Raw genomic sequence first — 24,504 nt, 5'->3', positions numbered from 1 at the left:
GATTCGATTCTTTTCAGTTTTATTTAAACCGACATTTTTAAAATGAGTAAAATCAATTATAAAAACAAAAAATCCCGGAATTGGCAAATACCAATTCCAAGATTTTTATATAAGTTTTTTAAAACAATTACCAATTAAATATTTCAATTGCCTTTATAATATCGGCAGATGTAGAAGGGTTTTCTTTAATCTCATTTATCAATGATAAAAATTCATTATGGAATGGACCGTTTATATCATTGTAGCAGCGATGAATCATCCATATATTATGAAATGTAGGGCTTTTCCTTACAGATTCAATCAGAGCTTCTTCATAGCCTTTTTTATAAAACTTTTCTACAAAATGAACCAATTCTCCGGGAGATCCGAAGTCGACACTCGGGTTTTCCGATATTATTTCCAAGATAGGTTTCACAAACTGGAAGGGATCCGGATACTCAAGCATTGCATCTATTATTTCACTGTCAATATAATACTCTTCATCAGGTATCACTGCTGCCTTTAGTGCAGTGATTATATCATCTTTATTCATAATTCTTACATTTACAAATTATTGTAATCCCTTTTTAAAGAAATTCTTGAACTCAGCCACTTCTGCAGATGATTGAGTAATGGAAACCGAATGCCTCGCACCGGCAGTGATTCCCGGTTCATAGGTCATAGGTACAAATTGCAGAGAAACATCTTTATTTCCTACAAAACAAAAGCCTAGAGATGTCTTTGTATTGCTCTCATTTGCTTTATTAAATATCATTACATCGCCATATTCTGTAAGTTGTGAATCTACAGGAATAACAATAACTTCGCCTTCTTTGTAGCCTACAATAAAGTTACTATGTCTTGTAACTTGTACCAAAACAGCATTGGTGTAGTTTTCCATGTGGCAATAAATCAGCTTATAATCATCGCCGTTTGCAACACTGCTGTTAAATATTTCTCTCATTCTGGCTTTGTTTTTTCGATTTTCCTCGTCAGTTGCTCCCATAAAAGCCTTTTTAAATAAATCCGTTAACCCCATAATAATCTCCATTCCGTCATCTTAGTTGATGGCATAAATATATTAATGTCTAAACCAAGGTATTACCCTGTTGACATGTTTACAATACTCTGCATACTCTGTGCCGAATTTTTCAAGTAACCATTTTTCTTCTGTCTGCTTCATCAGTATAGTAAGAAAAATATACGATACCAACGGAAATATAAGCAGAAACAAATTATGTGCTGTTATCAGAACACCTGTGCATACACATAAGAATGCAAAATAAATAGGGTTTCTGACAATGGAATATATTCCGATTGTTACCAGATTCCCACTGCTTATCTCTCTACTGATTCTTTGAATGATTACAGCATATATCCATAATGCGACTCCGATAAAAATAAGCATAAAGCCTATGAGCATTGCTTCAGATTTTAAACTGGGAAGGTCTCCACTATCTAAGAATCCTTTCTTTTTTAAGAAAAGTCCAAAGGCGGTTAAAAGTAAACAACTGACAGCATAAATAGGACCGACACCAAAAACAGGTAATGTATTCTTTTTCATATAACCCCCTTTATATAAACTATTTATACATTAAATCTAAAGAGTATAACATCTCCATCCTGTACCACATATTCTTTACCTTCTATACGCACCAGGCCTTTTTCCTTGGCAGCAGATGTAGAGCCACAGTCAAGAAGATCCTGATAGTTGATAACCTCAGCCTTTATAAATCCGCGCTCAAAGTCTGAGTGGATCTTTCCTGCCGCCCCGGGAGCCTTTGTGCCTTTCTTTATAGTCCAGGCTCTGCACTCATCCTCACCGGCTGTAAGATAGCTTAAAAGGCCAAGGAGATCATAGCTTGCAGCAATAAGCTTATCAAGACCTGATACAGAGATACCAAGAGCATCAAGATATTCAGCCTTTTCCTCATCATCAAGCTGTGAAATCTCTTCTTCAATGGCTGCACATACAACAAATACCTTTGCATTTGACTTTGCGGCATATTCTTTTACCTTAGCTACATACTCATTTGAAGCACCGTCATCAGCAAGGTCATCCTCAGCCACATTTGCGGCAAAGATAACAGGCATATATGTGATAAGACCAAGTGACTTTACAAATGCGACATCCTCTTCATCAGAAGATGTGTAGCTGCTTGCCATATTGTCGTTTTCAAGAATATCCTTGAGTTCCAAAAGGATATCAAGCTCATGCTTTAGAGCCTTGTCATTCATTGCAGCTTTTTTAGTCTTTGCAATTCTTCTTTCCAAAATCTCAATATCGGAGAATATAAGCTCTAAGTTGATAGTTTCGATATCTCTGATCGGATCAACACTTCCCTCTACATGGATGATATTTGAATCATCAAAGCATCTTACCACATGGATGATGGCATCACATTCACGGATATTTGATAAAAACTGGTTTCCAAGTCCTTCACCCTTGCTGGCACCCTTTACAAGACCGGCGATATCCACGAAGTCTATAAGTGCAGGTGTTACCTTTTTTGTATTATATAATTTGCCTAGTTCTTTTAATCTGTCATCAGGTACCGCCACAACACCTACATTAGGGTCAATAGTAGCAAAAGGATAGTTTGCGGCAGTGGCACCTGCCTTTGTCAATGAGTTAAATAATGTACTCTTGCCTACATTTGGCAAGCCAACGATTCCTAGTTTCATATAAAAACCTTCTTTAAAATATTTTTGTTTTGAATAAGTATATTCACAATAAAACCTGAATAAATATCATGGTTAACCTGTTATATTTTAACATATAGGTATATAATTTAAAAGAGTAAAGCAAGGAGCTTTTATAGAAGTGGATGGTGAAGTGAAATTATCGTATGAAGTAGCCAAAAGATGATTTTGAATAATGTAAGGGAATAGCTTCAAAACTTACAGGGGATAATAAAAGCCCAGATAAGGTTACAATAGAAATAATGGATATAGCATATTCTAGCGGAGGAGATTATTCGGATGAAACATTACTTGTTTATGTAAAAGCATATTTTGAAATGAATAGTACAAATTAGAAGTTGAGGTTAAGATATGAGAAAAGTAAAACTGTTTATAGCTATGAGTGTAGATGGCTATATTGCTGATAAAAATGGGGGTGTCGCTTTTCTGCAAGGTCATGAAGATTGTTTAGAAAACGAAAGTACCTATTCTGAGTTTATAAAAAATATAGACACAGTTCTGCTGGGTTGGAATACTTACAATCAGATAATAACTGAGTTATCCCCTGATAATTGGGTTTATGACAATTTATTGACTTATGTTTTCACTCACCGAGAACAACAAGATTCCGATAAGATCATTTTTGCAAGTGATAATTTGGAGGAATTGATCAAGAAATTAAAAGGGGTTGAAGGAAAAGATATTTGGATATGTGGAGGAGCAGACTTAGTTCAACAAGCCATTTCTTCAGATGTGATTGATGAGTATCTTATATCCATTATTCCGACAATTTTAGGGAATGGTATAAAATTATTTAGCCAAAATGATGCGGAACATAAATTGAAATTAATCAACACGATAACAAATAATGGAATTGTCGAGTTGAATTATATTCGTAGATAAAAATTAAATTGTAGATGACGATAATATCTACGGGTAAATTCCGGTTTGTAGGGATAGAGGTGGTTTTATTTGTCTAAAATATCGAATAGTATAAAGTAATATAACGTTAAGAAAATTGTCGTGGTCACATTATTGCGAACTGTTTACAATATTAGATTTAGATAAATATAGCTTTTATGAAAAAGAAACTATGTTTATAAAAAAAATACAATTGCATCACCTTATATTCCAAATAAAGAATAATTAATTGAACAGGTAGAAGCTGTCTTAAATGAGTGGCATAATTTGAAAAAATAATAATTTATAGAAAAACTATAAGAGCCTTTTTATGATAAGGAGAAGCCAGTCAATGAACAGAATATCAACAGAAGAATTATACAATCCCATATACGATTCTCTTTCCATATCTGAGAAACAAGAATTATTAAATAAGATTGCAGAAGTATATAATTTGGAAATACTTTGCTTTAAAGAGTTTTCCGCTTTTAATAAGTCCACATACACGGCAGAGTTTCGCTCAAAAGAAGGTATCGAATTTGTTTTTGTTCCAGGAGAGAGTGTTAAGCTTGGAATTAACTTTAAAGGTAGAAAGCCTTCTAAAATTTTCAATGAAGAAAATTTATATTATCTCGCATACTCATTTATAGACGAGTATGAAGATGACAGTCAGGATTTTATTACAGAGAAGATCAAAGAAAAGCTTGAAGATGATGAATTTATATCAACAATAGAAGACTATCTTGATAACAATTTCAGTAAGGAGGAGACTATTTTAATACATCCTCTATTAGTTCAAAAAGACTATAGTGAAACCTGTTGGAAGGATATTTTGGATGATGAACTTAAAGAAAACAAAGAATGGCAAACAATGATTGAAAATGCCGAACAGAAGGGTATATCTGAAATAACAGTTTACAAGAGTATTTGCTTATATAAAGAAAATGGAAGCTGGCATGGTAAAGCTTATAGAGAAACTACATTTAAGGAACTTTTACAGGATATGACAGATAAAGGCTATTTTCTTCCGACAAAAAGAGATTGGGAATATTTAGCCGGTAAGGGCTGTAGAAGCATATTTCCTTGGGGCAACAATATGGATTTTTCCATGAAGCTTAGACATATGGAGTGGACTGATAATGATGATGAGTACACTTTGGAGAAAGAAAATTTATTTGGGATTTATATAGCAGATGATCCGTATTGCAGAGAGATTGTATATGATAAAGGCGTATTTTCATATAAAGGTGGCGATGGAGGCCGAAATATATGTGGAGGACTGGGGCCTGTATGGGGATATTTCCCAGTTTCACCATACTTTGAAAATAAAGATGAAAAGACGGGTGAGTATATAAATGGCGGATATGATTTTTTTAGAAGAGTTATAAGGATTGTGAAAAGTTAGGGAAAACGTTCTATGAAGTCAATTATAAAAGAGTTATTGTACTTATTTTTGATATTAATTGTGCAAATGTTTGTTTTTATCTATTTTATAAAACATGGATGGACTATAAAAGAACTTGTATCCAGTGATGCTTTTATAATATTTTGGAGGGCATATGCGGTATGCAGGATATTTGTTCATATAATAAAAATAAAATATGGTAAGAATAAGAAAGATAAGAAAGTAAAATAGCTATTAAAATCACATCATATAAAATCAAACGCTCTATGTAAAAAATAGGGTGTTTTTTGTAAAGCCTTGAATCGAAACTATTCCTTTAACATATTTTATACTAATTTTCGCAGTGCCATATCTTCTCCGATATGCTATACTATGAAGATGTAAAAACACTTAGGAGGTTATTATGGATGCAGCTTTTCCACATTTAGGGATATATATAAAACATTTGGCAAATCATATTGATGTATTTGGATTTAGGATTGCATTTTATGGAATAATAATAGGGCTTGGAATGCTTGCAGGAATAAATATTGCCTGTGCGGATGCAAAGAGAAGAGGACAAAATCCCGATCTTTATCTGGACTTTGCCATGTATGCAATAGTGCTTTCGATAATAGGTGCGAGAATCTACTATGTAGTATTTGAATGGGATATGTATAAAGACGACCTGCTTCAAATATTCAATCTGCGTGGTGGCGGACTTGCAATATACGGTGGTGTAATAGCCGCAGTAATTACACTTACAGTATACTGCAAAGTAAAAAAACAGTCATTTTTTTCAATGGCTGATACAGGAGTATTGGGACTTATACTGGGACAGGCAATAGGAAGATGGGGAAATTTTTTTAATGCTGAGGCATTTGGAGGATACACAGATTCACTTTTTGCACTGAGATATAAGCTTGATATAGTAGGTGCCGGAATGTTAAATGAGGATGTATTAAGTCATGCTATGGAGATTGATGGAGTGAAGTATATTCAGGTTCACCCTACTTTCCTGTATGAGAGCTGTTGGAACTTGATGGTACTTGCTTTCATGTTGTGGTACAGAAAGAGAAAGAAATTTGATGGTGAGGTATTCTTTATTTATCTTGGAGGATACGGTCTTGGAAGAATGATAATAGAAAGTCTTAGAACAGACAGCCTGCTTTTGCCAAACACCAATATTGCCGTATCACAATTATTGGCAGGACTTTGTTTTGTAGTTTCTATAGTATGTATAGCAGTTGGAAGAAAGAGAGTAAAGAATGCGACTAAATAAATTTCTGGCAAGTATAGGTGTCTGCTCCAGAAGAGAAGCGGACAAAGCTATAGAAGCCGGCAGAGTTATGATAAACGGACAGGTGGTAGAGCTGGGAGCCACAGTGGGTGATGAGGACCTTGTAAGCTTTGACGGCAGATATATAGGTATGGGCAAGGATGTAGAGAAGATAAAGCCTATAATAATAGCGTTTAACAAGCCTGAGGGCTTGGTATGTACCACATCAGACAATGACGGTGCAATGAATGTGGTGGACTATATAGGAATGAAGGAGAGGATATATCCGGTAGGAAGACTTGATAAGGATTCAAGCGGATTATTGCTTTTGACAAATCAGGGAAGTCTTACAAACTCTCTGCTTAGAGCCGCAAACTATCATGAAAAAGAATATATAGTAAAAGTTAATAAGGATATAGACGATGCCTTTATCAATAAAATGGCAAACGGTATATATCTGTATGAGTTAAAGACCAAGACAAGAAAATGCAAGGTTAAAAAGTTGAATAAAAATACTTTCAGCATTGTTTTGACGCAGGGGTTAAACAGACAGATAAGACGAATGTGTCTTGCCTGCGGTATGAAGGTTCAAAAGCTGAACAGAGTAAGAATAGTAAATATAAAGCTTGACGGACTCGCCCTAGGTGATTACAGAAACCTAAGTGATGAGGAAGTAAAGAAATTATACAAAGAACTTGGGATAAGGGATAATGGATAAGAAAAAGAGAATTAAGGAACTGGTTGAAATACTTAATAAGGCCGCAAAAAGCTACTATGTGGATGCGGTTGAGATAATGCCGAATATAGAATATGACAAACTCTATGATGAGCTTTTAGAATTAGAAAAAGAAACAAATGTGGTTTTATCTAATTCACCCACTCAGAATGTAGGATATGAAATAGCAGGTGAACTCCCAAAGAAAGCCCATGAAAGCCCTATGCTTTCACTGGATAAGACTAAAAGTGTGGAAGATCTTAGGGAATGGCTTGGTGATAATAAGGCATTACTTTCATGGAAGATGGACGGACTGACTGTAGTACTTACCTACAGAGACGGTGAGCTGGCTGAAGCTGTCACAAGAGGTAACGGAACTATAGGAGAGGTTATTACAAATAATGCCAAAAACTTCCAAAATATACCTCTAAAGATAGAGTTTAAGGGTGAGCTGATACTTAGAGGTGAGGCAATTATAAAATATTCCGACTTTAAGAGAATTAATGATGCTATAGAAGATGCAGCTGCCAAGTACAAGAATCCGAGAAATCTTTGCTCAGGTTCTGTAAGACAACTTAATCCTGCAATTACAAAGGCAAGGATGGTATATTGCAATATTTTCAATGTGGTAAAAGCCGACGGTGTAGACTTTGAAAACTCAAAGGCAAAGCAGTTTGAATGGGCTAAAAATGAAGGCTTTGACATAGTGGAATATAAATTTACAGACAGCAAAAGTATTGCAGATGATATAGCAGAGTTTGAGTCAAAGATAGAGAGCAATGATATTCCTTCAGACGGATTGGTACTTTTACTTGATGATATCGCACTTGGAGAAAGACTTGGAAGCACTTCAAAATTCCCAAGAAATGCTATGGCATTTAAATGGAGTGATGAAAGACAGATAACAAAACTTAAATATATAGAGTGGAGTCCGTCAAGAACGGGACTTATAAATCCGGTGGCGGTATTTGAGCCTGTAGAACTTGAGGGAACTACCGTTTCAAGAGCAAGTCTTCACAATGTTAGCATATTTGAAGATTTGATGCTTGGAGTCGGTGATGAAATTTCTGTATACAAGGCCAATATGATAATTCCGCAGGTATATAAGAATCTCACAAAATCAAATACTGAAAAAGTTCCGGATACCTGTCCGGCATGTGGAAGTCATGCAAGTATAAAGCAGGACAATGAGTCCAAGGTACTTATGTGTACTAATCCTGATTGTCAGATAAAGCATATAAAGCAGTATGCTCTTATGGCATCCAGAGATGCGTTAAATATTGACGGACTTTCAGAGTCCACATTGGAGAAATTCCTATCAAAGGGATTTATAAAAAATGACAGTGATATATTTAAGCTGGACAGATATAAAGATGAGATTGAAAATATGGAGGGCTTTGGAAAGAGAAGCTATGAAAAGCTTATGGCGGCACTTGAAGAAGCAAAATATACAAATGTGGCAAGATTTTTATATTCACTTGGAATAAACGGAATAGGAAGTGCCAATGCCAAGATGATTGCAAAGTATTTTGACAATGATATTGACAAAATTATTACTGCCGGAAAAGATGATCTGCTTGAAATAGAGGGAATAGGTGAAGTGCTGGCAAATTCCATAGTTGATTTTTTTAAGGATTCTAGGAATATAGAAAATGTAAAGAGCCTTAGAGAAGTCCTTGTATTTGAAAGGGAAGAGGCTGCGGGAAGTGATTCATTTGCCGGAAAAGTATTTGTTATCACAGGCTCGCTGGAACATTTTACAAACAGAAACGAATTGAAAGAACTTATAGAAAAGAATGGCGGAAAGGTATCGGGAAGTGTATCAAGTAAGACAAACTTCTTGATAAATAATGATACCGCATCAAATTCTTCTAAAAATAAAAAGGCTAAAGAACTTGGAGTTGAGATAATCTCGGAAGAGGACTTCTTAAAACTTTTAGAAGGATAATATGTTTATTTGTAGACAGCTTTGTCTACAGGAAAAGAGGTACTATGCCGATAAAAATACAAAAAGGACTACCTGCAAAAGCAATACTTGAATCTGAAAATATATTTGTAATGGACGAGGAAAGAGCTGTAGCCCAGGATATTCGTCCATTGCAGATATTGATACTGAATCTGATGCCTATAAAGGAGGATACGGAGACACAGATTCTTAGAGCTTTGTCAAATACTCCGTTGCAGGTGGACTGTTCATTTTTGATGATGAAGAGTCATCAGTCAAAGAATACAAGCCAAAGTCATCTGAATAAATTTTATACATTCTTTGAAGATATAAAAAATGATAAATATGACGGAATGATAATTACAGGTGCTCCGGTGGAATGTATGGACTATGACAAGGTCAATTACTGGGATGAACTGTGTGAGATAATGGAGTGGTCAAAGACTCATGTCACATCCACTCTTCATATATGTTGGGCTGCACAGGCAGGGCTTTACTATCATTTCGGAATACCCAAATATGAGAGAAAAGAAAAGCTGGCAGGAGTGTTTGTGCACGAGATTTTAAAGAAAAAAGTGCCGTTGGTCAGAAGTATGGATGATTTTGTAAACTGCCCACATTCAAGAAATACGGAAGTTAAATTGGAAGATGTATTAAAACATCCTGAACTTCAGGTTTTGGCCAAGTCTGACGAAGCGGGAGTACTCCTTGTGCTTAATGAGTATGGCAGCGGATCTCAAGTTTTTATACAGGGACATCCCGAGTATGACAGAATGACTCTCAGTAATGAGTATCACAGAGATGTTGCAAAGGGTTTGAATCCTTCATTGCCGAAGAACTATTTCAATGACAATGATCCTTTTTCAAGGCCTGTATTAAGCTGGAGAAATTTTTCCAATACCTTATACGGAAACTGGCTGAATTTCTATGTATATCAGAACACACCGTATGAGCTTTCCAACAATTTTGATTGGGTAATTTAAAACTCAAAAGGTGATTTTTTGAACACAACATTATTTTGAGTAGATAAGTTCAAAAAATATGGATTTTATGATAGAATTGAGTTATATAAGTTTAAAGGAGTATGTTTATGAGCGGAAAATATGTTGCCTATGTGGGATCTTATTCATATACAGGAAAAGCGAAGGGAATCACAATATATGATGTGGATACTAAGAAGGGCTGTTTTGTCAAAAAAGATGAAGTGGATGTAGACAACTCTTCCTATGTCATCAAGTCAAGAGACCAGAAGACATTGTATTCAATTGCCGATGAAGGAGTCGTTTCATTCAGAATTCTGCCTGACGGTGGTCTTGAAAGATTGAACTCTGTAAAGATAAACGGAATGAGAGGTTGTCATCTTTCAACAGATGTAAATGATAAATTTATATTTGTATCCGGATATCATGATGGAAAGATTACAGTTTTGAAACTGCATAAGGACGGAAGAGTTGGTGAAATAGTAGATGAAGTTTATCATAAGGGACTTGGTTCTATTGCTGAAAGAAATTTCAGACCTCATGTAAGTTGTACAAGAACAACTCCTGACGGACATTTTGTTATGTCAGCCGACCTGGGAATAGACCAGGTGAAAATATATCATTTTGACAATAAAGATGAGAGACTCTCACTTGTCGATATGATTCCATGTGATATAAATTCCGCACCGAGATTTTTCGAATTTTCGAGGGATGGAAAGTTCTTATATCTGATGTATGAGATGAAAAATGTGGTGGATGTATTTACATATGAAGCTAAGCCGGGGTGTAGAATGCCTCAGATTGAGAAAATTCAAACAGTACCTACAACGGGAAGCAATAAGCTCTCGGAACTTACAGCCGCAACTACATTGACACTTAATGCCGATGAGAAATTCCTGTTTACAACAAATGCAGGTGACAATTCAGTATGTTTGTATGAGAGAGATGCCGAGACCGGACTTTTAAAAGAAAAGATGTGTCTTCCTATTAGCGGTGAGTATCCGAAGGATGTGGCAATTTTCCCTGACAATCATCATATCGCATCCATAAATCATGAGAGCGGAAGTATTACATTCTTTAAGATAGATTATTCAACAGGTCTGATTGTGATGTGCTCAAATATAATAAGAGTTAATCAGCCTAATTGCTGTGTCATAGTGGAGGTATAATGGCAGGTTCAAGTTTTGGAAAAAGCTTTGTAGTTACAACTTTTGGAGAGTCACATGGAGTAGCTTTGGGCGCTATTGTGGACGGAGTACCTGCAGGTATAGAACTAAGTGAAGAGTATATCCAAAAGTTTCTGGACAGAAGAAAACCGGGACAGAGCACTGTTACCACATCCAGAAATGAAAATGACAAATGTCGTATTTATTCCGGAGTGTTTGGCGGTAAAACAACAGGTACACCTATTATGGTAATGCTTGAAAATCAGTCTCAAAGGTCACAGGACTACGATGAACTGGCTATTACTTACAGACCGGGACATGCCGATTTCTCATTTGATTCAAAGTTCGGATTCAGAGATTACCGTGGCGGAGGAAGAAGTTCGGGCAGAGAAACAATAGGCAGAGTAATAGGGGGTGCCATAGCTATAAAGGCACTTGAAATGCTCGGTATCAAGGTACAGGCGTTCACTCAAAGTATCGGAAATGTATATGCCGAAAACTTTAATCTTGAAGAGTGTAGTGAAAATGATGTATATATGCCGGATAATGAAGCTGCCGCCAAGGCGGTGGAGCTTATAAAAAGAGCTAAGGAAGAGAAAGATTCCTTAGGCGGTATTATAGGATGTATAGCAACAGGTGTAATGCCGGGACTTGGAGAACCTGTATTTGATAAGCTGGATGCAAGACTTTCTGCAGCCGTTATGAGTATAGGTGCGATAAAGGGAGTGGAGTTTGGTGCAGGCTTTCATGTAAGCACTATGAAAGGCTCACAAAATAATGACCCTTTCTTCGTAGATGAGGATGATACCGGACTTCATATCAGAAAAAAGACAAATATGTCAGGTGGCATACTTGGAGGAATCAGTGACGGTTCACCTATAATTATCAATGCTGCAGTAAAGCCTACACCATCTATTGCAAGAGAGCAGGAAACTGTGAATGCGATAAATGAAGAGGTGGAACTTGAGATAAAAGGCAGACATGACCCCGTTATAGTTCCAAGAGCTGTAGTGGTGGTAGAGAGCATGGTTGCAATTACCTTGTTTGATATGGTACTTGAGAATATGAAATCCAAAATGGATAATGTTTTGAAGGTTTACAAAAATTAAAATATAAGGTTAAGTATAAGGGCTTTTAATTCACGATGGAATTGTGGAGTTAAAAGCCTTGTTTTTAAGGAGGTTTTATGAAGTGGTATGACAGTGCGGTGTTTTATCATATTTATCCTATCGGAATGACAGGAGCACCGAGAACAAATTCATTTGAAATAAGCGAGCACAGATTAAATAAGCTAATACCTTGGATAGGTCATATAAAAAAGCTTGGCTGCAATGCGATATATATCGGGCCGCTATTTGAGTCTGTAGGACATGGTTATGAGACTGTAGACTATAAAAAGCTTGATTCAAGACTTGGAGACAATGAGGACTTAAAGGCCTTTATAAATACCTGTCATGAAAATGATATAAAAGTTATAGTGGACGGTGTATTCAATCATGTAGGTAGAGAATTCTTTGCATTTAAGGATGTAAAAGAGAAAAGAGAAAACAGTGCATACAAGGAATGGTTTAAAAATCTGCATTTTGATTGGAATAATGATTATAATGACGGATTATATTATGACAGCTGGGACGGGCATGGTACTCTTGTAAATCTTAATCATCAAAATCCGGCAGTAAGAGAGTATATGCTGGATGTGGTAAGATTTTGGATAAGTGAATTTAATATAGACGGTATAAGACTTGATGCTGCAGATGTACTTGACTTTACCTTTATGAGTGAGCTGAGGTCTGTGACGGATTCTTGCAAGCAGGATTTTTGGCTGATGGGTGAAGTGATTCACGGAGATTACACCAGATGGGTAAATGAAAATATGCTTCAGTCGGTGACCAATTATTGGTTGCACAAGGCTCTTTATTCAGGACACAATGATCACAACTACTTTGAGATAGCACATACCGTAAAGCGCTGCACAGATATGGGAATGCATATCGCAAATGCTTTTTATAACTTTGTTGACAATCATGATGTGGCAAGAATTTATACAAAACTAAATAATAAGAATCATTTTGCACCTGTACATGTGCTTTTATATACATTGCCGGGTAAGCCTTCCATATACTACGGTTCAGAGTTTGCGATTGAGGGCGATAAGAAGCCTTATGAGGATGAAATACTTAGACCTGAGCTAAACTTTGAGGATTATAAGACTGCGACAGAGTCAAATGCAAACACAAAACTGATTGCAACTTTGGGAAATATGAGAAATTCAAATCCATGGGTTGGAGAGGCAGGCTATAGAGAGCTTTTACTTACAAACAGACAGTATGCCTTTTTAAGAGAATATGGAGATAAAAGACTTGTTGCCATAGTAAATAATGATGACAATGATGCAGATATTCATTTAAATATCAGTGGTGAATTTACAGAAATCTTTTCAGGAGAAAAAAGGAATTTCGACGGGAATATGCATGTGAATATCCCCGGAAATTCCGGACAGGTATGGATAGGGTAAAACCTATCCTATTTCTTTAATTTCAGATAATCAACTACTATCAATCCGATATCCAAAACAGACAAAAGAGAAAGTATTATCTGTGTGGTAAGATATGCCTGCATAAAGGCCAAATCGCTGTAGTTGTTATCTGCATAATTATAAAGGAATATATGTGGTGAAATCTTATCCGCATTAAATATTAATATCAACAGTACAAGCAGTATTGCAACCTTGTAAGCTATATAGGTTATGCTGTTATCATCATTTTTATTCATAAATTACCCCCTGTAGTGTGCAGTTAAGTAGGTGTTACTAACATAAATATATATTATTTGAAGTTAGAGTTCTATAGTATATATTTTATAGTGAAAACAGAATAAAAACTTGATAGATACAAATGAAATGTTTATACTGTTAGCGATTAATTTTGTATTTATAGAAAGTGATATATCATATGAAGAAAATAATAATAGGTATAGTAATTGTAATTATAATGGTTGCAATCGGATGGTATTGCAGATTTATTCTGGGGCTTGCATCTCAAATAGCCGCACCTGAGGTATCCACACTTGATAAAGAGATATCTTGGGAAAAGGAACATGGACTTTGGGGGAATTATGACTCCTATGAAAAGGAAGAATATACAGTAAAGGGGTATAAAGACTATGAGCTTCATGTGACTCTTGTAAAAAATCCTGTAGAGACCGATAAATATGTGATTATAAGCCACGGTTTTAAGTCAAACAGATATGGTGCCGTAAAATATGTGGATTCTTATATGGACCTTGGATTTAACTGTATAATTTATGATTTAAGGGATCATGGCGAGAATGAAAAAACGGCCTTAAGCCTTGGACAGTTTGAGTCTGAAGATCTTGAAAAGCTTATTGAAGACAGTTATAGCAGATACGGCAATATTAAGCTTGGGCTTCACGGTGAATCTATGGGTGCAGCCACTTCTTTGATGGTACTTGCCAAAAAGCCGAAGGTAGATTTTGTTGTGGCGGATTGCGGATTTTCAAACTTGTATGATCTGCTTCATGCAGCCTATGATGTGGCAAAGGTAGGCACAGTACTTCCAAGCGTAAATATAGCAATGAAATTAAGATATGGCTATGATATGAAAAAGACATCGCCAAAGGATGCACTGGTCGGTAATGAAATACCTATCTGCTTCATACACGGTGAGGCGGATACCTTTATTTTGCCTGAGAATTCAGAAGTAAACAAGGCTGCTACAGCAGGATATTCAGAGCTTCATTTGGTACCTGATGCCGCACATGCAAGATCCAGAGAAGTTTTGGGTGAAGCTGAGTACAGAAGCATAATAAGTAATTTTTTAGACAATATAGATTTTAAATAAAGATTTTTTAGATTACAAAAAATATCCTGACAAGTACAAGGCATTAGCTTTGTGGCTTGTCAGGATACAAACTCCTCTAGGTTTAATCTCCTCTATAAAATTGTCTATTATAAAACTATAGGAGCAAGATATAACAATATAGTGGTAATTAGTTCTTTAGAGCTTCACTTAATAAAAACATATTGTTAAGATAATGTTTATACTCCGGCCCTTTTTTATTAAAGTCATCTTCGTTTATTCCTCTATAAACATAAATTGCAGTTTCAAAAAAGGATGAATTAGACATAATATAATCTTTATCCTGTATATAAACTAATATAATCTTAGGAGAATCTCCGATTTTTACAAATCTCTCATAAAAATCCTTATAAAAGCGGGAAGTCGCTAAATTTTGTGGAAGTTGCCAAATATCATGAGTATGAATATTCCGGGTATTTTCAGGTTTGTTATAATTAATCAATGAGATAGCTGAGTCCGCTGTCATACTGTCAAGTTCACTATATAATACTTTAGTCAGTCCATATTCTTTGCCAAGCAGTAAAATTATATCATCCTGTGTTTTTTTCGGCATAATGATATCATTTTTATAAAAGTTATAAACCGACGGCAAAAAACTGCTATCTGTAGTAGATATATCTCTGATAGTACGATAATTACAAATGTATCGGTCCATAAAGTTCTCCGGTATTAATCCAAAAATCTCTGTCATAGAAGAAAGCTTGCAATCCTTGTTGAATTTTTTTACACATATTCATCCCCTCCATAGTTTTAAATCTAGTATATGGTAACATTATATTGCATACTTATCAATACAATGTTACAGGCCTTTGGCAGTTTGTTTACATGAATAAGCATTAAAAAAGTCCCGTCTTCAGTCGAAGTACTATGAAATTTTCAACGTTTTAAATTTTAAGTAAACTTTTTAATTTTATAGAATTCTTTTAAATCCTTTATTTTAAAGGCTTTTCTTACGGAGTAGAAATGCTTATTTCCCGACTGAAATAATAAATAAAAATAAAGTCCTTGACAGCAGTTTCAGATGATGTATAATGTTCTTTGTTTAATAACACTAAACTTTTTATTTAGAAATAGTGTGCAACACAAAGAAAGGCTTTTTATGGAGATCGGTTCAAAACTAAAAAGACTCAGAGTGCTTGCGGGACTTACACAAGAAGAGCTTGCTGATAGAGCGGAATTGTCCAAAGGATTTATTTCGCAGCTGGAGAATGATATTACTTCACCGTCTATAGCAACTCTTCTTGATATTTTGCAATGCCTTGGAGTGGAAATAAAGGACTTCTTTGGTGAGGAAACCGAAACGCAGGTGGTTTTTACTGAAGAAGATTACTTTATTAAAGAGGACAAAGAACTAAATAATACCATCAAATGGATAATACCGAATGCACAAAAAAATATGATGGAACCTATACTTCAAATTATCGAGCCGGGAGGACAGACATATCCTGACAATCCTCATGACGGTGAGGAGTTCGGATATATTCTTTCCGGAACTGTGGAGATACATAGGGGAAATGATGTGTATTCGGCAAAAAAAGGTGAGGCTTTTTATTTTACATCCGATAAAAAGCATTATATCAGCTCAAAGCGAGGTGCAAGACTTATTTGGGTCAGCACACCGCCTAATTTTTAAAAATTGGAGGAAGTATGTCGACATCCCTTATTGATTTGGAGCATATCTCAAAGAGTTTTGACGGAGAGATTGTTTTAGATGATTTAAATTTATCAATTAAAGAAAACTCATTTGTAACTTTACTCGGTCCTTCGGGATGCGGTAAGACTACCACCCTTAGAATAATAGGTGGATTTGCACAGGCGGATACCGGAAGAGTGATTTTTGACGGTAAGGATATATCAAATCTGCCACCGAATAAAAGAAATTTAAATACGGTATTTCAAAAGTATGCATTATTTCCTCATATGAACATTGCGGAAAATATAGCCTTCGGTTTGAAGATAAAGAATAAATCAAAGGCATATATTGATGACAAGATAAAATATGCGCTTAAGCTGGTAAACCTTTCCGGATATGAAAACAGAAATATAAACCTGCTCTCAGGTGGACAGCAGCAAAGAATTGCAATTGCCAGAGCTATAGTAAATGAGCCGAAGGTACTCTTACTTGATGAGCCGCTTGGAGCGCTTGATTTAAAGCTGCGTCAGGATATGCAATATGAGCTTATCAGACTTAAAAATGAGCTGGGTATCACTTTCGTTTATGTCACACATGATCAGGAAGAAGCGCTTACAATGTCCGATACCATCGTGGTTATGAATCAGGGATATATACAGCAGATGGGTACACCGGAGCAGATATATAATGAGCCTGAAAATGCCTTTGTAGCTGATTTTATAGGAGAATCAAATATAATCGGCGGAACCATGGTACAGGATAAGCTTGTAGATATATTCGGAGCAAAATTTGCCTGTGTGGATGTGGGATTTGGGACAAATAAGCCTGTAGACGTTGTAATAAGACCTGAGGATATTGATCTTGTAGAGCCTGAAAAGGGAACTTTGGTGGGCAGAGTTACTCATTTGATATTTAAGGGTGTGCATTATGAGATGGAAGTCACAACTCCAAACGGATATGAGTGGCTGGTACATTCTACAGATATGTTCCCGGTAGGCAAGGAAGTCGGCATCAGTGTGGATCCTTTTGATATACAGATAATGAACAAGCCTGAGTCTGAGGATGAGGAGGCTGTGGGTGTAAATGAATAAGGATTTAAGAAAAGTACTTGCATTCCCGTATATTCTTTGGATGATAGGTTTTACAATAATACCTCTCTCACTTATCTTTATATATGGACTGACTGATAGGAGCGGAAGCTTTACACTGTCAAATGTGCTTTCGATATTTGCAAAAGACCATTTCAAGGCACTTTTATTGTCCATAATATTATCAATTGTAAGTACGGCTATTTGCCTTGTAATGGCATTTCCGCTGGCACTTACTTTGAAAAGCAAAAAGCTTAACAAGGGAAGCCTTATAGTATTTATATTTATTTTGCCTATGTGGATGAACTTCTTGCTTAGAACTCTTGCATGGCTTTCACTTTTGGAGAAAAACGGAATTATAAATACTATTTTAAACTTCCTGCATCTTCCGAGTTTAAATATTATCAATACGCCGGCAGCTATTATACTCGGTATGGTTTACAACTATCTGCCTTTTATGGTACTTCCTATATACAATGTACTTGAAAAGATAGATGACAATACAATAAATGCCGCAAGAGATCTTGGAGCAAATACAATGCAGACGCTTACGAGGGTAATAATACCTCTTAGCATTCCGGGTATTGTCAGCGGTATAACTATGGTATTTGTGCCGGCACTGACAACATTTGTTATCAGCAATATCCTTGGCGGAAGCAAGGTGCTTTTGATAGGAAATGTAATAGAGCAGGAGTTTACAAAGGGAAGCAATTGGAATCTGGGTTCCGGACTCTCACTGGTAATGATGATCTTTATACTTATCAGTATGGCATTTATTGCCAAGTATGATAAAGACGGGGAGGGCATGAGCGTTTGATCTATTCAAAGATAAGAAAAGTACTGGGAGATTTTTACCTGGTATTTATATTGATTTTTTTATATGCCCCTATAGCAACCCTTATGATACTAAGCTTTAATGCTTCAAAGTCAAGGAACAGGTGGGGTGGATTTACTTTTGACTGGTATGGTGAGCTTTTTAAAAGCGCCACAATAATGTCAGCCTTTAGAAACACATTGGTGATAGCATTTTTATCGGCACTTATTGCCACGCTGATAGGAACTGTAGCGGCAATAGGTATCAACAATATGAGAAAAGTACCTAAGACAGTGGTAATGGCAGTCAACAATATTCCTATGCTGAATGCGGATATTGTAACAGGTATCTCTTTGATGCTTGGATTTATAGCTTTTGGAATAAGCCTTGGATTTAAGACTATTCTTATAAGTCATATTACATTTAATATTCCATATGTCATACTTTCTGTAATGCCTAAGCTTAAGCAGACTGAGAGAGTTACATATGAGGCGGCGCTGGATCTTGGAGCTACACCGATCATGGCATTTTTTAAGGTGGTATTTCCGGATATATTCCCGGGAGTAATATCAGGATTTTTGCTGGCATTTACAATGTCGCTGGATGATTTTATAATAACACATTTTACAAAGGGAGCAGGTATAAACACTATATCGACCTTGGTATATTCAGAAGTCAGAAGAGGTATAAAGCCCAGTCTGTATGCCCTTTCTACAATTATTTTTGCTACCGTTTTGATACTGCTTATAGTATCAAATATTGCACAAAATAAAATAAAGAAAAAATAAATAGAAGATAAGAGGAAATAAGCGTGAAAAAGAAATTTGTAAGTATAATGACATTGATGAGTATGCTTTCCGTGGCTGTATTATCAGGATGCGGAAAAAGTAATGCAGGTGCCAAGGCAGGCAGTGCAGGTGAGCTTTATGTATATAACTGGGGTGAGTATATTGACGAGAGTGTTGTGGAGGAGTTTGAAAAAGAAACAGGTATCAAGGTCGTTTATGATATGTTTGAGACCAATGAGGAAATGTATCCGGTACTTGAGGCCGGTGGTGTGGTATATGATGTCGTATGCCCTTCAGATTATATGATCGAGAAGATGATACAAAATGATATGCTTGCGGAAATCGACTTTAATAATGTCCCTAATATCAAGAATATAGATACAAAGTATATGGATATGGCAAAATCATTTGATCCTGAGAATAAATATGCCGTGCCATATACATGGGGTACAGTAGGAATACTTTACAATACTTCAATGGTAGATGATGAAATCACAAGCTGGAGCGATCTTTGGAATCCTAAGTATCAGGGAAATATCCTTATGCAGGATTCTGTAAGAGATGCCTTTATGGTTGGTGAGAAGCTGCTTGGATATTCTATGAATACAACAGATAAGGCTGAGCTTGAGAAGGTAAAAGAAAAACTTATAGAACAAAAGCCGCTCGTGCAGGCCTATGTAATAGATCAGGTAAGAGATAAGATGATTGGTGGTGAGGCTGCTATAGGAGTTATCTACTCAGGTGAGATGCTTTATGTTCAAAATGAAGTTGCAAATTCAGGAGAAGATTTTGAACTTAAGTATGTAATACCGAAAGAGGGTACAAACCTTTGGATTGATGCATGGGTAATTCCAAAGAATGCAAAGAATAAGGAGAATGCGGAGAAGTGGATAGACTTCTTAAACAGACCTGAGATTGCAAAGAAGAACTTTGAATATATTACATATCCTACTCCAAATAAAGCCGCTTTCGAGCTTTTGGATAAGGAGCTTCAGGAAAATACAGCACTCTTCCCGACAGATGATATGTTAAAGAACAGCGAAGTATTTAAATATCTCGGAGATGAGGGCGACAGCCTTTATAATGACCTTTGGAAAGAAGTGAAGGGAAAATAATCGTATTATTTGTGTTTTTAGCAGCTGAGATATTGAATTTTTAAGGCTAAATACATCTTATTTCTGTGAGAACTTTAAGCAATCGAGTAGGAGGCGGTGACTAACCGCCGTCCTCTCACAGCACTGTACGTACGGTTCTCGTATACAGCGCTTTCAATAGTTGACGTGCACAGACTGGTATGCTGTGGCTAAATCATAGAAGCCACTGTTTATCAGTCTTTCTTTTGTCATTGCCATATTAATAGCAACTGTATTTGTTGTAAACCAATAGCCACGTCTGCTATTTGCCGCTTTCCATGCCAGGTCTTTTGGAACTCCCATTACCTTAAGATTTCGGTATCTGGTTCTCACACGCTTCCATTGCTTCCATATACACATACGTATTCTGTGATAGAGCCATCCATTAATATCGTTCATGTTATTCTTCATGCTTGCAATTCCATAGTAGTTAAGCCATCCTCTTGCATACACCTTGATTCTTTCAAGACTCGGCTTGATTGACTGACAGCACTTACGGGAAGAAAGCTCTTTCAGTTTTAACTTAAACTTCTCCCAAGACTTTGCATGAACTCGGACATATATGCCACCTCCGTTCCTTCCCAATGCAAAGCCAAGGAATTTAAAATTTCGGATTGCAAATACGCTTACAATACGGCTTTTCTCTTTGTTCACTGTGAGTTTCAGCTTATCCTCAAGATACCTCGTACTGCTCTCTAATAGTCTCTCCGATGCCCTTTTGCTTTTCGCAAGAAGCACTATGTCATCTGCATATCTTATGCATGGGACACCTCGTTTCAAGAACTCCCAGTCGAACTCATTGAGGTAGATATTCGCAAGCAAAGGGGATATATTCCCTCCTTGTGGCGACCCTTCCTCTGTTTCGATAACCACTCCATTTTCCATTACACCACTTTTCAGATACCTCTTGATAAGTTGCACCACACGTTCATCTTTTACGTTTTCCCTCAGAAGGTTGATAAGAATCTCGTGGTTGATTGTATCGAAATACTTCGATAAGTCTAGAACTACCGCATATGTGTAGCCCTGTTCAGCGTACTCCTTAACCTTAAGTATTGCTCCTTTTGCGTCTCTGTTTGGACGGTAGCCGTAACTGCCGTCTGTAAAAAGTGGTTCATAGATTGGAACTAACTGCTGTGTTATCGCCTGTTGAAGTGTACGGTCTATCACTGTTGGTATGCCAAGCTTTCGCACACCACCATCTGGTTTAGGAATCTCAACTCGTCTTACTGGAGACGGAGTATACTTTCCATGATAGATACGGTTAGTTAACTCCTGTTGATGTTCCTGAAGGTAAGGAAGTGCCTCTTTGATGGTCATTCCATCGATTCCAGGTGCTCCCTTGTTTGCCTTCACTCTCTTATACGCTCTGTTAAAGTTATCTTTATGCAGTATCGCCTCTAAGAGCTTCGGCTGTGCACTGTCTCTTTCTTTCCATATCAGATTGAATGACCTACGCGCTTTTGCATACCCTTCATGTTCTGCACTATCTCTTTGCAAACAGCCACCGTTTTCAGTGTTTTCTGCCATGACTAGTCATTCCTACTTTCTCAGTCATATTTGAGACTCCTACTGATTCGGTCCTTTGCCTCTCGACTACTATGACCTCTGCTGACTTCTGTGTGTTCAGCATTGCTTTGGACAATGGTTACCTCTTTCGAGGCATATCACACAGACCTCCCTAGGTACCACACGTTTCTTCCTCTCCATATATCTGCCTCATTTATCATGCATGATTCCGTGTAGTTATTGGACTTTGGCTTGTATTGCAGTCTTATCCTCATGCATAACCTCATATGAGATTTCTGTTCGTCAGACCGGAGATTTGCCCATGAGTTAGTATCTTCCTCATATCCAGCTTCCTTCAGATTCGAGGTCACCCTCGACACCCTTGCCTTCGACTATATCCTTCCCACTACCGGGCGGATTCGGGACTTTAACCCGTTAGAAACGTGCGCCGCTAGGCGCACAATAAGTAAAAACCGTGGGCTATAGCCTAGCTATGCCCCACGGTTTTTATATTCTATACTTCCTTGGCAAATGTTATCTTATTGCCGTCAATATCAAATACATCAAATACCAAAACAACTTCATAATCTATAATTTCACTTGTTTTAATGCCGCACTCATCTAAGGTTTTCTTTGTCTGATTTATATCTTCGACTCCTACTACAATAGAGCTTGTTTCTATGCTGTCTTTTTCCTCACAGGATAATTGCAGCCATGAATTTGAGGACAATTGATATTCCGCTACTCCATCCATTAGAATAACATCAGGCTCTCCAAGCCAATTTTTATACCAGGCAATTGATTTCTCTATATTTGATACCTTGAATACACTTACTAAACTTTTTATTTCTATTTTTCTCATTACTTTCACCTTTTATTTTATAATAAATTGCAGATGATTGTATCATAAAACGGGATTTCTGACTATGGTATATTTCTTAGGGTTGGTATTATAAAAATGGGATTAATCGGTATAAATGCCCGGTAAATTTACAGTGCTGTATTAAGGTGATTGGTATTATAAAAATGGAGTTAATTGGTATGTTAGTTTGTACAAGTTTAATGGATTGAGATGTAGAGGGCAAGTTCACCTGTATACATTAATTTAAAAAGTAATGGAGATTATTGATAAAGTGGGATGTATTTATATCTGAAGTGATTTGATGTATAATATAGGTAAAATATACAGGTAAAAATGACTATAGTAGGATAGGGAGGTAATATGGAGTTTGTAAAAAGACAAAGACAATTTTTTATAAATACACTGATTTGTATTATTACTTTTGTTATAGTTATTATTCCGCTCGAAATATGGATTAATAAGAAATTAGATTGGTATAGCTTGGGTAAAAGTGCAGTTTATGTTTTTGGAATATGGTTCGGTGCATCTGCAGTAGTTGCGATTATCAAATATTTTGTAAGTAAAGATGATAATAAATGATTTCTGCCATAAATAATTACAAATATATTTGTCAAAATTATTTTACGATTGGATTTATTATAAAATAAATAAGCTACTAAACTAATAAGAGTTGATATGAGTGGAATAAAAATATTTGATGGGATATTATGTACAATAATGAAGTAATAGATATATGCTTTAAGAAGGTTGCATTGCTAGTGTTTGATTTGATGGTATTTTTGCTAATTGTATTTGCTATTGCAGAGGGTGTATGTTTGATTCTTTTATATCATAGAATATTTTATAAGAAGAAGCAGAGTATAGATATTTTTTTATTTGTGTATTTTTTATTGGGTTTTTATGCGCCTTGCAGTTTCTTTCTCTCTTGTACATTTATGAGAGTATTAAAGTCAATCCTAAACATGAACTTGCACCTTTCTTTACTACTTTTTCAGCAGTAATTTCTGCTCTGTACACATTGCCTTTTGCAATTGTTGCAAATAACTATAGAAAGAAGTGAGTCCATTAAAAGATTAAATTGATGTTGCAATCAAATTATGCATTTATTGTATGAAGAATCAAATTTTCCTTGATTGGAGTTTGGTTTTTTAATGATACTATGAAAAAAAGGAACCATATTTATATGCACATGAAAGGTCTAAAAGGCAAAAAGCAGGGAAAAAGGGAATGCCAACTGTAATAATGTATTTACCTCCAGAATACGATAATGCATTTAATTTGTTTATTGGTAATAGGATAGCTAATAAAAAAAATATATGGGGAGATGTATCTAATGCTTTAAGTGCATTGTCAGTTGGACTTGGAAGCAATGAGAAAATAATAGCTGATTTGTCAGCTATTATAGGAAAATTGGCAGGACCAAGTAGCTTAGCACTATCGGTAATATCATTATTTTTAGCAACTTTACCTAAACCTTTTTTAGAAAGATTGCGATTTGAACTAGATAAAAATCAGTATTCATTTATAAAAATTACATTGTTTGATGTAAATCCAAGTACAGAAGAAATTGTTGGAGGTTATAATATAGATGATTTTAAAATTGAAAAGATTTCAGATTATGAGAACAAAGTTATGGATATATATGGAGAAAAATATTGGATAGGAGAGTTTGGAATGATTAGCAAGATTAAACCAAATCCTAATAGTAATAAAAGTATTGATGAACAAATAAGAGATAATATAAAAAAATATTCAATGAGATAGAAAAG

General features: G+C 36.0%; 26 protein-coding genes. 18 read left to right on the top strand and 8 right to left on the bottom strand.

Going from position 1 to position 24,504, the window contains the following annotated elements; translation table 11 throughout:
* Positions 1–127: 127 nt before the first annotated feature.
* From EHV10_RS11680 to ychF, 4 genes are read right to left on the bottom strand one after another with little or no spacing between them, the layout of a single operon-like run.
* Complete coding sequence (locus tag EHV10_RS11680; RefSeq protein ID WP_128674794.1) at positions 128–532, bottom strand: hypothetical protein; 405 nt, start codon at positions 530–532, stop codon at positions 128–130.
* An 18-nt stretch (positions 533–550) separates the two neighbouring features.
* Positions 551–1,018 (bottom strand): hypothetical protein, encoded by a 468-nt coding sequence (locus tag EHV10_RS11675; protein ID WP_207667156.1) that lies wholly within the window; start codon positions 1,016–1,018, stop codon positions 551–553.
* Positions 1,019–1,060: 42 nt separating this feature from the next.
* On the bottom strand, positions 1,061–1,543 hold the full coding sequence (locus EHV10_RS11670; RefSeq protein WP_128674792.1) for a methyltransferase family protein: 483 nt from the start codon (positions 1,541–1,543) through the stop codon (positions 1,061–1,063).
* A gap of 23 nt (positions 1,544–1,566) precedes the next feature.
* Positions 1,567–2,664, bottom strand: coding sequence for a redox-regulated ATPase YchF (ychF, locus tag EHV10_RS11665; RefSeq protein WP_009663094.1), 1,098 nt, complete (start codon positions 2,662–2,664; stop codon positions 1,567–1,569).
* 369 nt (positions 2,665–3,033) lie between these two features.
* On the opposite strand from ychF, the gene EHV10_RS11655 reads away from it, so the two are divergent.
* The 10 genes from EHV10_RS11655 to EHV10_RS11610 all read left to right on the top strand — a co-directional run bounded on the left by EHV10_RS11655 (position 3,034) and on the right by EHV10_RS11610 (position 13,545).
* Positions 3,034–3,564, top strand: a complete 531-nt coding sequence (locus EHV10_RS11655) for a dihydrofolate reductase family protein (protein WP_128674791.1) — start codon at positions 3,034–3,036, stop codon at positions 3,562–3,564.
* A gap of 349 nt (positions 3,565–3,913) precedes the next feature.
* On the top strand, positions 3,914–4,966 hold the full coding sequence (locus EHV10_RS11650) for a hypothetical protein (RefSeq protein ID WP_128674790.1): 1,053 nt from the start codon (positions 3,914–3,916) through the stop codon (positions 4,964–4,966).
* Positions 4,967–4,978: 12 nt separating this feature from the next.
* On the top strand, positions 4,979–5,197 hold the full coding sequence (locus EHV10_RS14745) for a hypothetical protein (protein WP_128674789.1): 219 nt from the start codon (positions 4,979–4,981) through the stop codon (positions 5,195–5,197).
* A gap of 172 nt (positions 5,198–5,369) precedes the next feature.
* A complete protein-coding gene (lgt, locus tag EHV10_RS11640; RefSeq protein ID WP_128674788.1) occupies positions 5,370–6,227 on the top strand; it encodes a prolipoprotein diacylglyceryl transferase in 858 nt (285 codons plus the stop codon).
* On the top strand, positions 6,214–6,942 hold the full coding sequence (locus EHV10_RS11635) for a pseudouridine synthase (RefSeq protein WP_128674787.1): 729 nt from the start codon (positions 6,214–6,216) through the stop codon (positions 6,940–6,942). The genes lgt and EHV10_RS11635 overlap by 14 nt, the downstream gene beginning before the upstream one ends.
* On the top strand, positions 6,935–8,887 hold the full coding sequence (ligA, locus tag EHV10_RS11630; RefSeq protein WP_128674786.1) for an NAD-dependent DNA ligase LigA: 1,953 nt from the start codon (positions 6,935–6,937) through the stop codon (positions 8,885–8,887). Before EHV10_RS11635 ends, ligA begins: the two co-directional genes overlap by 8 nt.
* 44 nt (positions 8,888–8,931) lie before the next feature.
* Positions 8,932–9,867 carry a homoserine O-acetyltransferase MetA gene (gene metA, locus EHV10_RS11625; RefSeq protein ID WP_128674785.1) on the top strand — a complete coding sequence of 312 codons (936 nt, stop codon included), beginning with the start codon at positions 8,932–8,934 and terminating at the stop codon, positions 9,865–9,867.
* Positions 9,868–9,974: 107 nt separating this feature from the next.
* The gene (locus tag EHV10_RS11620; RefSeq protein ID WP_128674784.1) at positions 9,975–11,033 is read left to right on the top strand and encodes a lactonase family protein; all 1,059 of its coding nucleotides are present in this window, start codon (positions 9,975–9,977) and stop codon (positions 11,031–11,033) included.
* Positions 11,033–12,139, top strand: a complete 1,107-nt coding sequence (aroC, locus tag EHV10_RS11615) for a chorismate synthase (RefSeq protein WP_128674783.1) — start codon at positions 11,033–11,035, stop codon at positions 12,137–12,139. Before EHV10_RS11620 ends, aroC begins: the two co-directional genes overlap by 1 nt.
* Positions 12,140–12,216: 77 nt before the next feature.
* Entirely contained in the window at positions 12,217–13,545 is a 1,329-nt protein-coding gene (locus EHV10_RS11610) for an alpha-amylase family glycosyl hydrolase (protein WP_128674782.1), read from the top strand.
* A gap of 8 nt (positions 13,546–13,553) precedes the next feature.
* Here the strand turns inward: EHV10_RS11610 and EHV10_RS11605 are convergent, their stop codons facing one another.
* Positions 13,554–13,802, bottom strand: coding sequence for a hypothetical protein (locus EHV10_RS11605; RefSeq protein ID WP_128674781.1), 249 nt, complete (start codon positions 13,800–13,802; stop codon positions 13,554–13,556).
* A gap of 179 nt (positions 13,803–13,981) precedes the next feature.
* Between EHV10_RS11605 and EHV10_RS11600 the strand changes: the two genes are divergently transcribed.
* A complete protein-coding gene (locus tag EHV10_RS11600) occupies positions 13,982–14,890 on the top strand; it encodes an alpha/beta hydrolase (RefSeq protein ID WP_128674780.1) in 909 nt (302 codons plus the stop codon).
* Between the two features lie 148 nt (positions 14,891–15,038).
* Here the strand turns inward: EHV10_RS11600 and EHV10_RS11595 are convergent, their stop codons facing one another.
* On the bottom strand, positions 15,039–15,563 hold the full coding sequence (locus EHV10_RS11595) for a hypothetical protein (protein WP_128674779.1): 525 nt from the start codon (positions 15,561–15,563) through the stop codon (positions 15,039–15,041).
* A gap of 444 nt (positions 15,564–16,007) precedes the next feature.
* On the opposite strand from EHV10_RS11595, the gene EHV10_RS11590 reads away from it, so the two are divergent.
* From EHV10_RS11590 to EHV10_RS11570, 5 genes are read left to right on the top strand one after another with little or no spacing between them, the layout of a single operon-like run.
* Complete coding sequence (locus EHV10_RS11590) at positions 16,008–16,541, top strand: helix-turn-helix domain-containing protein (protein WP_128674778.1); 534 nt, start codon at positions 16,008–16,010, stop codon at positions 16,539–16,541.
* Positions 16,542–16,555: 14 nt separating this feature from the next.
* Positions 16,556–17,632 (top strand): ABC transporter ATP-binding protein, encoded by a 1,077-nt coding sequence (locus EHV10_RS11585; RefSeq protein WP_007593544.1) that lies wholly within the window; start codon positions 16,556–16,558, stop codon positions 17,630–17,632.
* Positions 17,625–18,446 (top strand): ABC transporter permease, encoded by an 822-nt coding sequence (locus EHV10_RS11580; RefSeq protein WP_128674777.1) that lies wholly within the window; start codon positions 17,625–17,627, stop codon positions 18,444–18,446. Before EHV10_RS11585 ends, EHV10_RS11580 begins: the two co-directional genes overlap by 8 nt.
* Complete coding sequence (locus EHV10_RS11575) at positions 18,443–19,231, top strand: ABC transporter permease (protein WP_128674776.1); 789 nt, start codon at positions 18,443–18,445, stop codon at positions 19,229–19,231. The genes EHV10_RS11580 and EHV10_RS11575 overlap by 4 nt, the downstream gene beginning before the upstream one ends.
* Before the next feature lie 23 nt (positions 19,232–19,254).
* Complete coding sequence (locus EHV10_RS11570; RefSeq protein ID WP_128674775.1) at positions 19,255–20,346, top strand: ABC transporter substrate-binding protein; 1,092 nt, start codon at positions 19,255–19,257, stop codon at positions 20,344–20,346.
* Positions 20,347–20,499: 153 nt separating this feature from the next.
* On the opposite strand, the gene ltrA is transcribed toward EHV10_RS11570, so the two are convergent.
* Together ltrA and EHV10_RS11555 are read right to left on the bottom strand one after the other, a co-directional pair.
* Positions 20,500–21,894 carry a group II intron reverse transcriptase/maturase gene (gene ltrA, locus EHV10_RS11565; RefSeq protein WP_128674774.1) on the bottom strand — a complete coding sequence of 465 codons (1,395 nt, stop codon included), beginning with the start codon at positions 21,892–21,894 and terminating at the stop codon, positions 20,500–20,502.
* 493 nt (positions 21,895–22,387) lie between these two features.
* Entirely contained in the window at positions 22,388–22,735 is a 348-nt protein-coding gene (locus tag EHV10_RS11555; RefSeq protein WP_128674773.1) for a VOC family protein, read from the bottom strand.
* A 360-nt stretch (positions 22,736–23,095) separates the two neighbouring features.
* On the opposite strand from EHV10_RS11555, the gene EHV10_RS11550 reads away from it, so the two are divergent.
* Complete coding sequence (locus tag EHV10_RS11550) at positions 23,096–23,314, top strand: hypothetical protein (protein ID WP_128674772.1); 219 nt, start codon at positions 23,096–23,098, stop codon at positions 23,312–23,314.
* A 648-nt stretch (positions 23,315–23,962) separates the two neighbouring features.
* The gene (locus EHV10_RS11545) at positions 23,963–24,499 is read left to right on the top strand and encodes a hypothetical protein (RefSeq protein WP_128674771.1); all 537 of its coding nucleotides are present in this window, start codon (positions 23,963–23,965) and stop codon (positions 24,497–24,499) included.
* Positions 24,500–24,504: the final 5 nt, after the last annotated feature.

This window comes from Lachnoanaerobaculum gingivalis, assembly GCF_003862475.1.
GTDB classification, from domain to species: Bacteria; Bacillota; Clostridia; order Lachnospirales; family Lachnospiraceae; genus Lachnoanaerobaculum; species Lachnoanaerobaculum gingivalis.
The sequence above is the reverse complement of the archived record's forward strand: the minus strand, read 5'-3'. Positions and strand labels throughout refer to the sequence as shown.

Bases quoted from the DNA above. Each gene is read 5' to 3' on its own strand.
- EHV10_RS11680 (WP_128674794.1), bottom strand. From the start codon at position 532: ATGAATAAAGATGATATAATCACTGCACTAAAGGCAGCAGTGATACCT.
- EHV10_RS11675 (WP_207667156.1), bottom strand. From the start codon at position 1,018: ATGGGGTTAACGGATTTATTTAAAAAGGCTTTTATGGGAGCAACTGAC.
- EHV10_RS11670 (WP_128674792.1), bottom strand. From the start codon at position 1,543: ATGAAAAAGAATACATTACCTGTTTTTGGTGTCGGTCCTATTTATGCT.
- ychF (WP_009663094.1), bottom strand. From the start codon at position 2,664: ATGAAACTAGGAATCGTTGGCTTGCCAAATGTAGGCAAGAGTACATTA.
- EHV10_RS11655 (WP_128674791.1), top strand. From the start codon at position 3,034: ATGAGAAAAGTAAAACTGTTTATAGCTATGAGTGTAGATGGCTATATT.
- EHV10_RS11650 (WP_128674790.1), top strand. From the start codon at position 3,914: ATGAACAGAATATCAACAGAAGAATTATACAATCCCATATACGATTCT.
- EHV10_RS14745 (WP_128674789.1), top strand. From the start codon at position 4,979: ATGAAGTCAATTATAAAAGAGTTATTGTACTTATTTTTGATATTAATT.
- lgt (WP_128674788.1), top strand. From the start codon at position 5,370: ATGGATGCAGCTTTTCCACATTTAGGGATATATATAAAACATTTGGCA.
- EHV10_RS11635 (WP_128674787.1), top strand. From the start codon at position 6,214: ATGCGACTAAATAAATTTCTGGCAAGTATAGGTGTCTGCTCCAGAAGA.
- ligA (WP_128674786.1), top strand. From the start codon at position 6,935: ATGGATAAGAAAAAGAGAATTAAGGAACTGGTTGAAATACTTAATAAG.
- metA (WP_128674785.1), top strand. From the start codon at position 8,932: ATGCCGATAAAAATACAAAAAGGACTACCTGCAAAAGCAATACTTGAA.
- EHV10_RS11620 (WP_128674784.1), top strand. From the start codon at position 9,975: ATGAGCGGAAAATATGTTGCCTATGTGGGATCTTATTCATATACAGGA.
- aroC (WP_128674783.1), top strand. From the start codon at position 11,033: ATGGCAGGTTCAAGTTTTGGAAAAAGCTTTGTAGTTACAACTTTTGGA.
- EHV10_RS11610 (WP_128674782.1), top strand. From the start codon at position 12,217: ATGAAGTGGTATGACAGTGCGGTGTTTTATCATATTTATCCTATCGGA.
- EHV10_RS11605 (WP_128674781.1), bottom strand. From the start codon at position 13,802: ATGAATAAAAATGATGATAACAGCATAACCTATATAGCTTACAAGGTT.
- EHV10_RS11600 (WP_128674780.1), top strand. From the start codon at position 13,982: ATGAAGAAAATAATAATAGGTATAGTAATTGTAATTATAATGGTTGCA.
- EHV10_RS11595 (WP_128674779.1), bottom strand. From the start codon at position 15,563: ATGGACCGATACATTTGTAATTATCGTACTATCAGAGATATATCTACT.
- EHV10_RS11590 (WP_128674778.1), top strand. From the start codon at position 16,008: ATGGAGATCGGTTCAAAACTAAAAAGACTCAGAGTGCTTGCGGGACTT.
- EHV10_RS11585 (WP_007593544.1), top strand. From the start codon at position 16,556: ATGTCGACATCCCTTATTGATTTGGAGCATATCTCAAAGAGTTTTGAC.
- EHV10_RS11580 (WP_128674777.1), top strand. From the start codon at position 17,625: ATGAATAAGGATTTAAGAAAAGTACTTGCATTCCCGTATATTCTTTGG.
- ltrA (WP_128674774.1), bottom strand. From the start codon at position 21,894: ATGGCAGAAAACACTGAAAACGGTGGCTGTTTGCAAAGAGATAGTGCA.
- EHV10_RS11555 (WP_128674773.1), bottom strand. From the start codon at position 22,735: ATGAGAAAAATAGAAATAAAAAGTTTAGTAAGTGTATTCAAGGTATCA.
- EHV10_RS11550 (WP_128674772.1), top strand. From the start codon at position 23,096: ATGGAGTTTGTAAAAAGACAAAGACAATTTTTTATAAATACACTGATT.
- EHV10_RS11545 (WP_128674771.1), top strand. From the start codon at position 23,963: ATGCCAACTGTAATAATGTATTTACCTCCAGAATACGATAATGCATTT.